General features: G+C 36.3%; 15 protein-coding genes. 6 read left to right on the top strand and 9 right to left on the bottom strand.

The annotated features are described in order from the left end of the window. Positions 1–219: 219 nt before the first annotated feature. The 3 genes from OQX63_RS14470 (at position 220) to OQX63_RS14460 (ending at position 3,746) form a co-directional block, all read left to right on the top strand. Positions 220–900 carry a succinate dehydrogenase cytochrome b subunit gene (locus OQX63_RS14470; protein ID WP_265851564.1) on the top strand — a complete coding sequence of 227 codons (681 nt, stop codon included), beginning with the start codon at positions 220–222 and terminating at the stop codon, positions 898–900. Between the two features lie 17 nt (positions 901–917). Continuing rightward, positions 918–2,897 carry a fumarate reductase/succinate dehydrogenase flavoprotein subunit gene (locus OQX63_RS14465; protein WP_265851563.1) on the top strand — a complete coding sequence of 660 codons (1,980 nt, stop codon included), beginning with the start codon at positions 918–920 and terminating at the stop codon, positions 2,895–2,897. 78 nt (positions 2,898–2,975) lie between these two features. Further along, on the top strand, positions 2,976–3,746 hold the full coding sequence (locus tag OQX63_RS14460; protein ID WP_205059332.1) for a succinate dehydrogenase/fumarate reductase iron-sulfur subunit: 771 nt from the start codon (positions 2,976–2,978) through the stop codon (positions 3,744–3,746). A gap of 459 nt (positions 3,747–4,205) precedes the next feature. Here the strand turns inward: OQX63_RS14460 and OQX63_RS14455 are convergent, their stop codons facing one another. From OQX63_RS14455 to OQX63_RS14430, 6 genes are all read right to left on the bottom strand, one after another. Continuing rightward, positions 4,206–4,835, bottom strand: a complete 630-nt coding sequence (locus tag OQX63_RS14455; RefSeq protein ID WP_265851562.1) for a TonB-dependent receptor plug domain-containing protein — start codon at positions 4,833–4,835, stop codon at positions 4,206–4,208. An 11-nt stretch (positions 4,836–4,846) separates the two neighbouring features. After that, positions 4,847–6,826 (bottom strand): M56 family metallopeptidase protein, encoded by a 1,980-nt coding sequence (locus OQX63_RS14450; protein ID WP_265851561.1) that lies wholly within the window; start codon positions 6,824–6,826, stop codon positions 4,847–4,849. Beyond that, the gene (locus OQX63_RS14445; protein ID WP_090502968.1) at positions 6,823–7,200 is read right to left on the bottom strand and encodes a BlaI/MecI/CopY family transcriptional regulator; all 378 of its coding nucleotides are present in this window, start codon (positions 7,198–7,200) and stop codon (positions 6,823–6,825) included. Before OQX63_RS14445 ends, OQX63_RS14450 begins: the two co-directional genes overlap by 4 nt. Before the next feature lie 205 nt (positions 7,201–7,405). Next, the gene (locus OQX63_RS14440) at positions 7,406–8,047 is read right to left on the bottom strand and encodes a response regulator transcription factor (RefSeq protein ID WP_265851560.1); all 642 of its coding nucleotides are present in this window, start codon (positions 8,045–8,047) and stop codon (positions 7,406–7,408) included. 2 nt (positions 8,048–8,049) lie between these two features. Continuing rightward, the gene (locus OQX63_RS14435; protein ID WP_265851559.1) at positions 8,050–8,841 is read right to left on the bottom strand and encodes a sensor histidine kinase; all 792 of its coding nucleotides are present in this window, start codon (positions 8,839–8,841) and stop codon (positions 8,050–8,052) included. Positions 8,842–9,457: 616 nt separating this feature from the next. Then, positions 9,458–9,835, bottom strand: coding sequence for a hypothetical protein (locus tag OQX63_RS14430; RefSeq protein ID WP_265851558.1), 378 nt, complete (start codon positions 9,833–9,835; stop codon positions 9,458–9,460). 289 nt (positions 9,836–10,124) lie between these two features. Between OQX63_RS14430 and OQX63_RS23480 the strand changes: the two genes are divergently transcribed. After that, complete coding sequence (locus OQX63_RS23480) at positions 10,125–10,355, top strand: LuxR C-terminal-related transcriptional regulator (RefSeq protein WP_205059339.1); 231 nt, start codon at positions 10,125–10,127, stop codon at positions 10,353–10,355. 104 nt (positions 10,356–10,459) lie between these two features. Here the strand turns inward: OQX63_RS23480 and OQX63_RS14425 are convergent, their stop codons facing one another. From OQX63_RS14425 to OQX63_RS14415, 3 genes are read right to left on the bottom strand one after another with little or no spacing between them, the layout of a single operon-like run. Then, positions 10,460–11,257, bottom strand: a complete 798-nt coding sequence (locus OQX63_RS14425; protein WP_265851557.1) for an ABC transporter permease — start codon at positions 11,255–11,257, stop codon at positions 10,460–10,462. Position 11,258: 1 nt separating this feature from the next. After that, on the bottom strand, positions 11,259–12,167 hold the full coding sequence (locus OQX63_RS14420; protein ID WP_265851556.1) for an ABC transporter ATP-binding protein: 909 nt from the start codon (positions 12,165–12,167) through the stop codon (positions 11,259–11,261). A 5-nt stretch (positions 12,168–12,172) separates the two neighbouring features. After that, entirely contained in the window at positions 12,173–12,430 is a 258-nt protein-coding gene (locus OQX63_RS14415; protein WP_265851555.1) for a hypothetical protein, read from the bottom strand. A 259-nt stretch (positions 12,431–12,689) separates the two neighbouring features. Between OQX63_RS14415 and OQX63_RS14410 the strand changes: the two genes are divergently transcribed. Together OQX63_RS14410 and OQX63_RS14405 are read left to right on the top strand one after the other, a co-directional pair. After that, entirely contained in the window at positions 12,690–13,724 is a 1,035-nt protein-coding gene (locus OQX63_RS14410; RefSeq protein ID WP_265851554.1) for a sensor histidine kinase, read from the top strand. A gap of 56 nt (positions 13,725–13,780) precedes the next feature. After that, complete coding sequence (locus OQX63_RS14405) at positions 13,781–14,530, top strand: LytR/AlgR family response regulator transcription factor (RefSeq protein ID WP_265851553.1); 750 nt, start codon at positions 13,781–13,783, stop codon at positions 14,528–14,530. The last annotated feature ends 178 nt before the right edge of the window (positions 14,531–14,708 follow it).

Here is a 14,708-nt window from a genome sequence, read left to right as displayed (position 1 = left end):
CTTAATCTCTAAATAGTCAAAAACTTTTATTTAACACCATACTGCAACTTGAAATTGATAATCGAAACACTAAATAATCGCATATTCTTTCGATTAATTACGAATATGCTTTAGAATGTTTCTAAATAAATGTTTTATCGCTGTTTTGTCATAATCGTTTATAAATTAAACTCATAATTAGATACTTTTGCAAGAAATTTAGATATAAATCCTAATCAAATGAGTGGTTTCGGAAATGCATTTTCTTCATCAATAGGGAAGAAATTCATCATGGGTATTACAGGTTTGTTCCTGATACTTTTTTTAATTGTACACTGTGGTATTAATGCTTTAATTTTTATTAACGACGGTGGCTTAACATTTAACGTAGGCGCACATTTTATGGCCACCAACTGGATTATCCGGGCTGGCGAGATTGTGTTATTTATTGGTTTGCTTGCACATATTTTTCAGGCCTTACGTTTAACCTTGGAAAATCAGAAAGCGCGCCCGGTTAAGTATGCTGTAAACGATGGTAAGGCAAACAGTAAATGGTACAGCCGTTCTATGGGCTTGCTAGGTACGCTTTTGCTAATCTTTTTGGTGGTTCACCTGAAAGATTTTTGGGTAGTTTCCCGTTTTACAGGCATTCCAACAGTTGATGCCAACGGACATGAAGATCTTTATGCGGTAATGAAAGAAAAATTTCAGGATCCGGCAAGGGTTGCTGTGTATATTCTGGCTATGTTTTCTTTATGCTACCACTTATTGCATGGTTTTGCTTCAGCATTCCAGACATTAGGATGGAACCACTCAAAATATAACGGTCTAATTAAAGGAGCTGGCGTTTGGTATTCGATCATTATTTCGATCCTTTTCGCGGCCATGCCGATTGCAGTTTATTTCGGTCTTATTCAATAATTTTTAGCACAAAAGATATGTCAGATATTAATTCAAATATTCCAGAAGGCGAATTAACCAGTAAATGGACAAAATATAAGTCTTCTGTGCCTTTGGTTAACCCATCGAACAAAAGAACTATTGAAGTAATCATTGTAGGTTCAGGTTTAGCAGGTGCTTCGGCAGCGGCTACTTTAGCTGAGATGGGTTACAAAGTAAAATGTTTTTGTTTCCAGGATTCACCACGTAGAGCACACTCCATTGCTGCTCAGGGTGGTATTAACGCAGCAAAAAACTATCAGAATGATGGTGATAGTGTTTATCGCCTTTTCTACGATACGATTAAAGGTGGCGATTACCGTGCCCGCGAAGCCAATGTGCATCGTTTGGCTGAAGTAAGCGCCAATATTATAGATCAGTGTGTGGCTCAGGGTGTGCCTTTGGCACGCGAATACGGTGGTTTGTTAGATAACCGTTCATTTGGTGGTACACAGGTTCAACGCACTTTCTATGCTGCAGGTCAAACCGGTCAGCAATTATTATTAGGTGCATATTCTGCTTTAGAACGCCAGATTGGTATGGGTAAAGTAGAAATGTATACCCGCCACGAAATGCTTGAGGTTGTTAAAATTGATGGCAAAGCACGTGGTATTATTGCCCGTAACTTAATTACAGGAGAAATCGAGCGTCACTTTGGTCATGCGGTAGTATTAGGAACAGGTGGTTACGGTAACGTATTCTATCTTTCTACCAATGCGATGGGAAGTAATGTAACGGCAGCCTGGAAAGCGCACAAACAAGGTGCTTATTTTGCAAACCCTTGCTATACGCAGATTCACCCAACCTGTATTCCGGTTTCTGGCGATCATCAATCTAAATTAACCCTGATGTCTGAATCGTTGCGTAACGATGGACGGATTTGGGTGCCTAAAAAGAAAGATGATAACCGTAAAGCTTCAGAAATTCCTGAAGATGAAAGAGATTATTACTTAGAACGCCGTTATCCTGCTTTTGGTAACCTGGTTCCCCGTGATGTGGCTTCACGTGCTGCGAAAGAGCGTTGTGATGCAGGTTATGGTGTTGGAGCATCTAAACTTGCTGTTTACTTAGACTTTAAAGCCAATACCGAACGTTACGGTAAAATCGAAGCTGCTAAAGCGGGTAACCACAATCCGGATAAAGAAACCTGCATGCGTTTAGGTACTGCAGTGATCAAGGAAAAATATGGTAACCTGTTTGATATGTATGCGCAGATTACTGGCGAGAACCCTTACGAAACGCCAATGCGTATTTATCCAGCGGTTCACTACACCATGGGTGGTTTGTGGGTTGATTATAACCTGATGACCTCTGTACCGGGATTATATTGCACTGGTGAAGCTAACTTCTCAGATCACGGTGCTAACCGTTTAGGTGCATCAGCTTTAATGCAAGGCTTGGCTGATGGTTACTTCGTGCTACCTTACACTATTGGCGCTTATCTATCAAAAGAAATTTCGGTAAAAGCAATTCCTACCGATCACCCTGCGTTCGTAGAAGCTGAATCCAGAGCTGTAGGTATTTTAAATACTTTGGTCAATATTAAAGGAACCAAGTCGGTAGATCATTTCCATAAACGTTTAGGCCACATTATGTGGGAGAAATGCGGTATGGCCCGTAACGAAAAAGGTTTAAATGAAGCCATTCAGGAAATCAGGGCCTTACGTGCTGAATTCTGGAGCGATGTTCGTGTACCTGGAGCTGTTAATGAGCTTAATCCTGAACTGGAAAAAGCAGGGCGCGTAGCTGATTTTATCGAACTGGGCGAGTTGATGTGCATTGATGCCTTAAACCGTAACGAAAGTTGTGGTGGTCACTTCCGCGAAGAGTATCAGACAGAAGAAGGTGAAGCATTACGTGATGATGAGAACTATGCTTACGTTGCCGCCTGGGAATTTAAAGAAGGTGTAAACTTCGAACTTCACAAAGAAGAATTGAAGTTTGAAAATATTAAAGTTGCACAAAGAAGTTATAAATAGTGATGCGTATAGCGTTAAGCGTAAAGCGTGTAATCGCCAAACGCCAAGCGCAACCCGCTTACCTAAAATCTCAATATCATGAGTACAGGAAATATGAACTTAACGCTAAAAGTTTGGCGTCAAAAAAATAACAATACCAAAGGTGCTTTGGTAGATTATAAATTGGCCGATATTTCACCGGATATGTCTTTCTTAGAGATGTTCGATGTATTAAACGAGCAATTAATTAACAAAGGTGAAGAGCCGGTTGTATTCGATCACGATTGCCGCGAAGGAATCTGCGGAATGTGCTCGATGTTTATCAACGGCCGTCCACACGGACCAAAAGACTTGGTAACTACCTGCCAGTTGCACATGCGCTCTTTCAAAGATGGCGATACCATAGTTGTTGAGCCATGGAGAGCTGCAGCTTTTCCGGTAGTAAAAGATTTAACTGTAGATCGTTCTGCATTTGATAGGGTTATTGCTGCTGGTGGTTTTATTTCGGTAAACACAGGTAATGCACAAGATGCGAACAACCTGCCAATCCCTAAAATGCAGGCAGATGCAGCTTTCGAAGCCGCAGCTTGTATTGGTTGCGGTGCTTGTGTGGCAACCTGTAAAAATGCTTCGGCAATGTTATTTGTATCTGCTAAAATCTCTCAGTTGGCACTATTGCCACAAGGCCAGCCAGAGCGTTACCGCAGGGTACAGAGCATGGTTGCGCAAATGGATGCGGAAGGTTTTGGTAATTGTACCAATACTGGTGCCTGTGAGGCCGAATGCCCTAAAGGAATCTCTTTAGAAAACATTGCACGTATGAACCGCGATTTTGCATCTGCAAAATTTGTTTCAGAAGAAACCGTTTAAAAAATATACTGTGTATTCCGATTTATCGGAATTCTAAGCCTCCACCTAGTGGGGGCTTTTTAGTTTAAATTAAGGTTATTAGTACAACAGTAATTCTTAGGTATTATTAAATTGCAAAATTAAACTACTCCTGTTTTTTAATGATGTGCGCGCAGCTAGTTGTTAATTGGTGCTTTATTAAGAGTTATATGCTATTATGAAAACATATGAAACTTTAAATTTTGAAAGCGAAAGCTTGTGCAATAAATTACCCTCAAAATAAAAGTTTGCGAAAGTTATAATAATCTTATGTTTGCATATTAAATTTTTGCCTTTATTGAAATTTTATTCTGTAATATTTGCATATACATTAAAAATTTTCTAAATTTAGTCTTCCGAGACAGGAGAGAAAACACAAAACCCCGGCAATTTTGCTGGGGTTTTGTGTTTAGAGAAAATTAATTTTTTAATGTATTAAAATTAGTTTCTCTGTGAGGCTGCTTTTTTAGTCGTAATCATTATTACTCCGTTTTTGCCTTTATCGCCATATAGTTTTTGAGAACTGGCATCTTTTATCACTACAACAGATTTTATGGATTCTTCATTTATTTTAGGATTGGTAACTTCTTTTCCATCTATAACGTAAAGTGGTTTTGCCTTGGGGTCAAAATCTCTGTTCAATAAATATCTTATTTCTTTAGGTGTATCAATATTAGGTATGGAGGGGCGCACGCTAAATCCTGATACTTTTCCTCTTAAATCAGATTTGTTCATTTCTGTTTGAGCGGCTTTAGGTTCATAATTATTGCTCAAAGAACCATTTTTGGTCTTAACCTCTATTACCCCTGCAAAACCATCAGCGCCATACCGCGCCGTTGCTAAGCTATCTTTTAAGATGCTTACAGATTCAATGTTGTTTGGGTTGACCTCGTTAAGTGATGAAAGTCCCCTTAAGTACTGTTTATTGCCGTCTATTACAATTAAAGCCTCATTGCCAGAAGCGGCTACGCCTCTAAGTGTAATTTTGTTTGTTTTAGTACTATCTGCTTTTTGGGCAAACCCTGCTAAACTAAAGCCCATCATCATGCTAAATACGATTACTTTTTTCATATTGAATTTGGTTAGAAGGTTCTTTTTATTTCGAAAAAGTTATTGTTTTTATCTATCGTAAGCTCTTTTGAGTTAAGTGGCCGGAAAGTACTGCTTTTTGTACCTTTGCTGGTCACTAAAATTACTCCATCCTTAGCTGTTGGCCCATATAGATTCATTGCTGTTTGATCTTTTAACACTTCAACTGATTCGATACTGTTTGGGTTTATTGTATTCAACTGACTGTTGTCTGCTAATTTAACACCATCTAAAATAATCAATGGAGCTAGATTCGCACCCTCCTTTGATCTGATCTGGTAGCTAGGAATGCTGCTTGTTTTGGTTTCTTTTACAGGATCGTTGAGCTGGAAATTAATGTTGATATTATATTTTACCCTTACTGCAAAACCATTTTTGATGCCTGGATCCCATTTTGGCGATTCTTTTAAAACCCTTACGGCCTCCTCGTCAGTGCCACTTCCTAAACCACGTGTAATTTGAATATCCGATAGTGCCCCATCTTTTTCAACAATAAAGCTAAGGAAAACCTTACCCTGAACATTGTTATCTTGCGCCATCTGTGGATACTTGATATTGCTGCCCACATATTTATAAAACTTGGTGATACCGCCCGGAAATTCTGGTTGTTTTTCAATCGAAACAAAATCATATACTTCGCTTATATTTTCAGATTTAACATCGCTGGTTTCTGTATCTTTAGGAAGATAAGATATGATATTAATCTTGTTTAGATTTACATAATCGCCCGATTTAGGTAACAGTTTATGCTTAAATTCTTTTGAAGATTCCGGAATTTTAAAACTTACTGTTAAAGCATAGTTGCCATTGGCAATAGTTTTAAAACCTTTGTATGATAAAATTGCCTTCATTACCTCTTCGTCGCAACCTTCGCCTAACTTTACATTTGATGTAATGCGAGTAATCCGTCCTCCTTTTACATTAAACCTTACCTGGGCATTGCCTTGAATTTGATTGCTGTTTGCCGCCTTTGGATATTTGATGTTCTTTGCTAAAAATTGATAAAACCCTTGCCAATTTGGGTCTGTTTTGCCATCAACAAAAGTTTCTGGCGCCATAACAGTCTTCTCGGACGGACTAACTATATTTTCAACCAGCTCCATTGGCTTATCCATTGGGATTTGATCGGTAATGGACAACAACTTCTCGTTTTTGCGTACAGTAGCTGATGCAAGTACAATGAGAAGTGCAAATAACGGAATAAAGATTCCATACTTCAAAACAGCGATCTTTTTAGATCGCTCTTTATGAAGCATGAAAATTCTTTTTTTGATCAACGATTTTTCTAAAAAGCCATTTGTTAAGGTATTTGGTGAAATGCCAAAAGACTTACTGAGTAATAACATGGCATATTCAGCTTTATCACCTTGAAACTCGGCAGCAAGTTCATCTGCCAGATACTCGTGAATATTTTTGATGGCTTTCTTATAAAGATAAATTACCGGGTTTAACCAGGTAATAATTCCTATAATTTCGAAAAATAAAATATCCAGGGTATGCCATTGTTTGATGTGTGCTTCTTCATGAATATCAATTACATCCATTTGGGGTAAGTCCTGATCAATTACTTTTTTTCCAAAAAAAGAAAAAGCTGAGCCTGCCTTACTTACATTAATGAGTTTTTTAACGGCGAATAAGTTAAATACGAACCTAATTAAAAAAAATACAATTCCTGTGCAGTAGATGTACACAAATGCATTTCCCCAGTTAAAGCCATCATTACGTTCTGTTACAATTGTTGCTTTTGCCAATACAGCTTCCCAATTAACTGATGTATAAACCTGTTGCGCCGCCTTCTGTTCAGTTAACCATTCTAAACGGATAAATGGTGTGCATAATGACAAAAGGCCTGCAGCTACTAAATAAATACGGTTTAGCGTGAAGTAGGTCTCCTTATCTAACAGTAATTTGTAAAAGCCGAAAAAAACGATTAAGTATAAGTTTACCTGTAATAGGTAGTGGGCAAAACTCATTTTGGCTTATGTTTAATCTGATTAATCATTTTTAAAATCTCATCAACATCACTTAAATCCAGTTTTTCTTCTTTAACAAAGAAAGAGAACATACTCTCTACAGAGTTTTCGAAGTAATTGCCTAAGAGTTTTTCTGTAGCGTGGCGTTTATATTCTTCTCTGCTGATTAAGGGGTGGTACTGATGAGCCTTGCCGAAAGCTTCGTGACCAATAAAACCTTTGGTTTCTAAAATTCTAATGATTGTTGATACGGTATTGTATGCAGGTTTGGGAAGTGGCAGCTCGTGAATCACTTCTTTAACAAATGCTTTTTCCAATTGCCATAGAACCTGCATAATCTGCTCTTCGGCTTTAGTTAAATCTTTAATTTCCATAATAGTTAATAATAAGGATGATGGCAAATTAATTGCCTTAACTAAAGTTAAAACTAATTGGTTAGTTGCCCAAATTTTATCTAATAATTATTTGAAAATAAATAAGCTAGTGCTTTTGTGCTATTTTTAGGCTTTTCTTTCCGAAAAAATAATAAAATTTTAATATGTATATTTCTGTAAATCAGTATCTTGAATTGGTTTTGGATTAGATATTGATCAGATTGTTTTTGATGCCATACACTACTAATCCAGTGCGCGATTTAATGTTTAGCTTGGCAAAAAGAGATTCCCTATAGTTGTCAACCGTTCTTGGGCTTACATTCATCAGGTCGGCAATTTCTTTATAGGTAAGTTCTGTGCTGCAATATTGTAAAAAAGTAAGTTCTCTTGCAGAGAATGTTGGTTTAATATCTTCATTTTTTAAAGCCACTAAAAGCCTGCCTGATACCAGTTCATTTACATAAAATCCTTTGTTTACAATCATCTTTATAGCAGTTAATAAGTCGGAAGGTGTAGATTCTTTGAGCATATAACCTCCGGCGCCTGCTTTAAGCATGCCAATTATTGCTTTTTCATCTTCTAGCATGCTGAGTGCTAGTACATGAACGTTTGGATAGTTGGCTTTAACCCATTTGGTAGTGGCAAAACCATCCATCACTGGCATGTTAATGTCCATTAAAATAAGCTGAACTTCAGCATGCTGATTGATTTTAGCTTGAAGATCAATGCCATTCATGGCTTCGAACATCACATCTATTTCATCGAATTCTTCTAATAAACTTGCTAATCCAGAGCGAAAAAGGGTGTGGTCATCAACAATGGCAATAGAAATACTTGGTTGCTGCATAATTAAGGGTAGGGGATTTCAATTGAAATAGACGTGCCTTCGCCCGGAGCCGAATTTAAGACTAATTTTCCATTGATCATCTCAATTCTTTTGTAAATTGAATTTAGTCCCATCCCAGATTTTTTTATCTTCATTTCATTTGGGTCAAATCCGATACCATTCTCAGTTACCTTTAAATGTAATACATTTTTCTCAAGATATGTATCAATATGTATCTGTTTTGCCTGCGCATGTTTTATAATGTTGTTGATGATTTCCTGTAATAAACGAAGAATGATCAAATCTTTATCAGGAGATGTGATCTGCAGATATACCAACTGGTTATTCACTTTTAGTTCATATGTTCCTGCCTTATTAAGCCAGTTGATTTCCTGATCTATGGCATGGCCAATACCATTTTCTACCAACTGCTCACCGTGCAATAGCTTGGCCAGTTCCCTTAACTCTTTAATGGATTTGTTAACAAGTGCTAATGAATTGTCGATTTTCTTTTTAGCCTTTTCTCCATCGTTTAAATTTACGGAATTTAACGTTAGGGTGGTAAGACTGAGCAACTGGCCTACGTTGTCATGTAATTCGGTAGCAATACTTTGCATGGTCTGGTCTTGTACTTCCACACGAGTTTGAAGCATCTCAGACTCAAATTTCTGCTGCATATTCTGTTTTTCCAGAAAATGATTCTTTTTATGCCGATTGTACGATCTGATATATAAGATCAAGAATACGGGCACGAGCAGGAAAACCATTGTTGCAATGGCAACTAAGAATGCAATTTTCGTTGTTTCATTGTGCATATAAAGGAATATAACCAACAGCTATATAAAATAAGGTTTAATATAATATAAATGCAATATTTCAAGGTAGCAAAGCCTATAAGTTTAACGGTAAATAATCCATCAAAAAGATTCGACATGGTACTTCCAAAGTAATAAAACAAAACGCCTGTGACCCACCAAAATTCAGGATGTATGCGAATCTCAATAAAGTTTTCATCCGTTACCAGCAAGTAATAATAGTAAAGGCAAAAAAGTGTAAAAATTACGGACATTACGGTAATTGTAACGGTATTTAATTGTGAAAAGGATTGAGTAAATAAAAAGAAAATATAAGTTAGTATTATAGTGCCCAAGCCTATTAGGAATATAGGCTTGGGATTAACATATTTTTTTATGCAATGGTATAGACCGTATAATATTGCGCTGATTTCAAAAATAATGTAAATATTAAATAGCCATAAATTGTGTATTCCTCTTATGCCTAAATAGGCTGCAGCCTCCTCTGTAACAAGTGCAATAGCCAAATAGCAAGTGATCACTTTTCCAAAAGCATTTTTATCTTTCCATATTATGGCGATTGCGACTATAAAGCAAATAACCTCTGCTATAAATATGGGGGATAAATATCTCATTGTTATAAATCTGTACCATTGCACTGGTCAGGACAGCCCTGACCGCGGTTTCCAATGTTGCCCAAATCATCTTTATGGTCATCTATTTCATTATCATTACCCACTCTTGATGTAGTTGGTACCAACAATAATGTATTTCTACCTTCGTATGATTCAGGAACACCATCGATTGCTCCTTCTAAATATTGTGCGAAATAAATTCTTAATCCATCATATTTGCCTTCGCTCATTGATTTTGCGATTTCCAAAATCTGTTCAGCAGGAAACCATACTGCCTTTGTGTAACATTCTGAAGAGGTCATGCCATCTTTGGCATAGGCAGCAACCATAGCCTTTGCAACCTTCGGGTCGATAGGTTCCATATTTAATTTTTTGCTCATAAGATTTAAAGGTTTTGTTTGTAAAAGCCTAAAAATCGATAATAATTAATGATCTATCAAGAAGTATTTGCAAATAAAATACCGTAAAAACACCCTTTAATTTAGGGGATTTTATGCTCAAATCATATTGTGCCTCTACACTAATTTTGGTATAGAATAGCAACAAATAGTTTGTTATTGTAAATAAAGAAAGCTGTCTATCCTTTAAAACAAACATTTTAAACTGATATCAAAATAAGCCTGTTCTGGTAAAGGCTGATTATTAGAAACTAATTAATTCTCTCAAAAAATGATAAATAATATCCTATTGCAGGAAAATCATGGGTCGATTAGTGAAAGGGAAGTCGAAATTGTACACCTGTTGTCAATGGGGTACAATAGTAAAGAAATTGGTTCAATGCTTTTTATCAGCGAACACACAGTTAATACGCACCGAAGAAATATGGTAAGAAAGTTAGATCTTAAAAACTCTTATCAATTAATTGTTTGGGCTTTCAAAGAAAGAATATTATCTCTATAAGAGTTAAAATACATATAACCTCTCAGTCTAAACAAGAAAGCCTGCTATTTGGTACTAAAGTCAAATCAGCAGGCTTTTATTTGTAGGTATGTTTATTAGGGCAATTACTTTATGCTCTTTTTGGTTACAATAAAATAGCCGATGATGAAAAGCACTGAAGCATAAATTAAACTTGTCCATATTTCTTGTGTAAAAACAGGGAACGCTAATGGATCAGTACCTTTTTTTACTTTGGTTATTCTTGAAGCAAGCGTTGGCAAAGAATAGGGAATCAAGTAAGCATATTTCCACCCTACATTGGCAGCAATAATGCCCATAATGGTGCCAACAAAACCAATTCCCATTGGTTTAAGGAAATCGCTCCATAACAAACTTATTATAAATTGTAGGGATAAAATGCCTAAAGAAGCTAAAAATAATTTAGTATAAGCGTTAATCAGTATATCTAATGGACTGTATTGATTAAAATTAAACTTAGGAACCAATACCTGTAATAAATGACCAAATGCATAAGTAAGTGTAGCAAATAAGAACAAGCAGATAAATATTAAAAATATAGCGTATAGGTATTTTGCTGCATAAATTGAAAATTTATTGAGGGGCTGGGCAAATAACATTTTCCAGGTATCGTTCTTATGTTCGATGTTGTTGACCGAAAAGGCCATAAATATAACATAGAAAGGCATGATTAAGAATCCCATTACGCCTAATGCTGCGCCACTATACTGTGCCCATAAGAGCATTGGAGGGTAGTGGTTAGCAATGATTTTATCGGCATTGTTATAAAAACCAGCACTGATTAACCCACAAATAATAAGGGGTAATAATATAGCAGCCCAAAAGGCCAAGGTTTTTCTGGATTTGTAATATTCTGATATTAAGGAAATATAAAGAGCGTGCATGTTAGTTGGTGTTAGTAATATCCAGGAATAAATTTTCGAGATCTTTTCGTTGCTGATACAGACTGCTCACCGTAAAACCGTTCTGGATTAATAATGTATTTAGTTCTCCACTTTTTCGCGAAGAAACAAATGGCACAGTAATTACCTTTTCCGTTTTTGTGGTAACTTCATATCCCTGCTTTATTAGTAGGGTGCTCGCATTTTCAATATTGTCTACTTCGATCTCAAGCATGGGTTTGCTCAATAAATGAAGTTCGTTAATTGTACCCTGAAATAATAATTGGCCTTTATTTATAATGCCAACATGGGTTGCTGTTCTTTCTATTTCTGCCAATAGATGGCTTGAAACCAGTATTGTTTTTTGGTGTTTAGTGGCTAGATCGATCATGAGGTTCCTAACCTCAATAATTCCATTTGGGTCCAATCCATTGGTAGGTTCATCCAGTAACAGTAATTCTGGATCTGAAATTAGTGCCTGGGCAATACCCAGCCGTTGTTTCATGCCTAGCGAATATTTGTTGGCTTTTTTATTTGCTGCTTCTGCTAAGCCTACCAGCGACAGCATTTCATCGGCCTTTGTTTTTTTAATGCCGAGTAAGATACAACGGTTAACCAGGTTTTCTTTTCCGGTTAAATGACCATAAATGGCCGGTTGTTCTACCAAAGCACCTATGCGTTTAAGGATCGCTATACGATTGCTGTTTATTTCTTTGTCAAATATAAAAACCTGATCAGATGGTGACTTCAATAGGTTTAGTAGGATTTTTATGGTGGTTGTTTTACCAGCGCCATTCGGGCCTAAGAAACCGTATATGCTCCCTTTTGGTACTTGTAATGATAGATCTTTTACTATAGCCTGGTTGCCGAAGTTAAAGTTTAGACCTACGGTTTCGATAGCGTAATTACCCATTATTCCTATTTGAAAATAGCAGTTGCCTGTTTCACAATAGAGCCAGATGTTTTTGTAGGTTTTACAACTATTTCTGCATCATTCTGATTGGTGTTAACGGTAAGTGTTAAAATAATCATCATAAATACTGGTACTAATAAAAGTAAAAATGGCGATGTGTTTGCTAACTTTTTCATGGTCGATAGTTTTATTTGAGAGATTGTGAAAAGGCCATCAGTAATTACTGTTTGATTTTTTAAGCTAATTGCTGATGATGTTTTCATTTTGTTTCCGTTTTGATGATTCAAAGAAACTCAAGAAAAATAACCTGCTAAAATCTATTATACCAAGTGTTCAAGATTCTAGATCAACAGACATTTTTGGCGTTTGTCGATAAAATTTGCCAATTGGACCGTTCGTAGAAAAAAAATGCCCGTTGGTAGATTGTGTAAGTAAATCGATAAAACTTTATTTATTTTGTGGCTTGAATGATATGCATTAGCTAAACCTATATCAACATTCGCCAATTTTAATATATATCTAATGAAACAAAGTAGGGGGCCATTTATATTACATGCTATTTTTTGGACAATTATTGTAATGATAATTTTTGGAGTAAGTATTTTTGATAATTCCATACATACGGGCAAAGATTATTTTATCAGTTATGTAGTATATGGGATCATCAATATTTCAATTTTCTACATTAATTATATTTTCTTGATTCCAGAACTGATCAAGAAGCGGAAAAAATATTTCATATATGTATTGGTATTTTTATTATTGATTGCATTAACCGTTGTAGCTAAAACAGCTATAGCCGTATTATATCCGGATGATGTATTAACTGCTATCAGTGCTAAAGGAAAGCGGATCGATATACCGGTTCATAGTTTTGTGATCGGGGTAACTTTTTTGTCAGGCTTTTTCATGATCAGTAGCTGTATTATCAAGTTCACTATTGATTGGTTTGCGAGTGAGCGGATTCAACGTAACCTGGAAAGTGAGCGCCGTGAGATGGAGCTTCAGTTTTTAAAGTCTCAGTTAAACCCACATTTTCTTTTCAACTCGCTTAATAATATCTATTCACTGGCCTATCAAAAATCGGATAAAACAGCTGATGCGATTATGAAGCTTTCTGAGATTATGCGCTACATGATTTATGAAAGTAATACACCAACAGTTGCCTTAAGCAAAGAAGTAGATTATTTAACCAGTTATATCGAACTGCAAAAAATACGGTTTAAAGATGGTGCTTATATCGAACTCACTTTAAACGGTGAGATCGATAATCAAAAAATTGTTCCTTTGATGCTGATTTCGTTTGTAGAAAATGCATTTAAACATGGCGTGGTAACCGATCCGGCAGAACCTGTAAAGATCAATATCATTGCCAACCAGAAGATTTTGCATTTTAGTGTAGTGAATAAGAAGAACCAGCAGAATAAAGATGCACAGGGTGGGGTTGGTTTAACCAATGTAGAACGGCGGTTACAATTGGTTTATCCTGATAGATATAAATTAAATGTTGTAAATTCGGCTACTCATTATACCTGTGAACTGATGATTGACATATAATCTGCGATAACCAGACATAAACCGGATAAAATCATTAATTAAAATAATAACCTAAAATGAACCTAAACTGTATTGTTGTTGATGATGAGCCTTTAGCGCTTGATATTTTACAGGATTATATTTCTAAAGTACCTTTTTTAACCATGGTTAAAAGGTGTGAAAACCCTATTGAGGCTTTGCAGATTGTTCAGGGTGGTGGGATTGATCTAGTATTTTTGGACATACAGATGCCTGAATTAACCGGAATCCAGTTTTTAAAAATTGCCGGCAATAAATGTCACTATATATTAACTACCGCTTACCCACAATATGCTTTAGAAAGTTATGACCTCAATGTTTCTGATTATCTATTGAAACCTATTGCGTTTGATCGTTTTTATAAAGCGGTAGAAAAAGTACACAATCAGGTAAAACCAATTGAAGTTCCTGCCAGTGTAGCACAACCCATTGTTACACCTGCACCCTTTTCGGGCTCACCAAACCCCGTTCAGGATTATATTTTCGTGAAAACAGAGCATAAGATTCAAAAAATCTACCTGCACGATATTTTATTTATTGAAGGTTTAAAAGATTATATTTCGATTTTTACCAAAGATGAACGTGTAATCACCCTGCAGAGCATGAAAAAGATGGAAGAAGCATTGCCTCAAAGCCAGTTCATCCGTGTCCATAAATCTTATATTGTAGCGGTAGATAAAATTGAAAGCATAGAGCGTAGCCGTATTACCATCAATCAGAAAATTATTCCTGTAGGCGATACCTACCGCGATGAATTTTTTAGGGTAATCGGAAATAAGAATATTTAGAGCGGTTGGCGTTAGGCGTTTAGCGTTTAACCAATTAACCATTTTGTTGCCAAGGATTCACAGAAACAAGGAGTATTTTACGAGAAGTCTGTTTAGATAGATCTCTCCATTTCGCTGCGCTACAGTCTAGATGACGACCATTCTATGAAAATCTGTCTACGGTGTCGGAATCGAAGGA

Source organism: Pedobacter sp. PF22-3 (assembly GCF_026239555.1).
Taxonomy (GTDB): Bacteria; Bacteroidota; Bacteroidia; order Sphingobacteriales; family Sphingobacteriaceae; genus Pedobacter.
Note: the sequence above shows the minus strand (reverse complement) of the source record. Positions and strands in the feature narration are given on the sequence as shown.

What these genes read in the sequence shown, in the direction of transcription:
- OQX63_RS14470 (WP_265851564.1), top strand. Translation starts at nt 220, where the DNA reads ATGAGTGGTTTCGGAAATGCATTTTCTTCATCAATAGGGAAGAAATTC.
- OQX63_RS14465 (WP_265851563.1), top strand. Translation starts at nt 918, where the DNA reads ATGTCAGATATTAATTCAAATATTCCAGAAGGCGAATTAACCAGTAAA.
- OQX63_RS14460 (WP_205059332.1), top strand. Translation starts at nt 2,976, where the DNA reads ATGAGTACAGGAAATATGAACTTAACGCTAAAAGTTTGGCGTCAAAAA.
- OQX63_RS14455 (WP_265851562.1), bottom strand. Translation starts at nt 4,835, where the DNA reads ATGAAAAAAGTAATCGTATTTAGCATGATGATGGGCTTTAGTTTAGCA.
- OQX63_RS14450 (WP_265851561.1), bottom strand. Translation starts at nt 6,826, where the DNA reads ATGAGTTTTGCCCACTACCTATTACAGGTAAACTTATACTTAATCGTT.
- OQX63_RS14445 (WP_090502968.1), bottom strand. Translation starts at nt 7,200, where the DNA reads ATGGAAATTAAAGATTTAACTAAAGCCGAAGAGCAGATTATGCAGGTT.
- OQX63_RS14440 (WP_265851560.1), bottom strand. Translation starts at nt 8,047, where the DNA reads ATGCAGCAACCAAGTATTTCTATTGCCATTGTTGATGACCACACCCTT.
- OQX63_RS14435 (WP_265851559.1), bottom strand. Translation starts at nt 8,841, where the DNA reads ATGCACAATGAAACAACGAAAATTGCATTCTTAGTTGCCATTGCAACA.
- OQX63_RS14430 (WP_265851558.1), bottom strand. Translation starts at nt 9,835, where the DNA reads ATGAGCAAAAAATTAAATATGGAACCTATCGACCCGAAGGTTGCAAAG.
- OQX63_RS23480 (WP_205059339.1), top strand. Translation starts at nt 10,125, where the DNA reads ATGATAAATAATATCCTATTGCAGGAAAATCATGGGTCGATTAGTGAA.
- OQX63_RS14425 (WP_265851557.1), bottom strand. Translation starts at nt 11,257, where the DNA reads ATGCACGCTCTTTATATTTCCTTAATATCAGAATATTACAAATCCAGA.
- OQX63_RS14420 (WP_265851556.1), bottom strand. Translation starts at nt 12,167, where the DNA reads ATGGGTAATTACGCTATCGAAACCGTAGGTCTAAACTTTAACTTCGGC.
- OQX63_RS14415 (WP_265851555.1), bottom strand. Translation starts at nt 12,430, where the DNA reads ATGAAAACATCATCAGCAATTAGCTTAAAAAATCAAACAGTAATTACT.
- OQX63_RS14410 (WP_265851554.1), top strand. Translation starts at nt 12,690, where the DNA reads ATGAAACAAAGTAGGGGGCCATTTATATTACATGCTATTTTTTGGACA.
- OQX63_RS14405 (WP_265851553.1), top strand. Translation starts at nt 13,781, where the DNA reads ATGAACCTAAACTGTATTGTTGTTGATGATGAGCCTTTAGCGCTTGAT.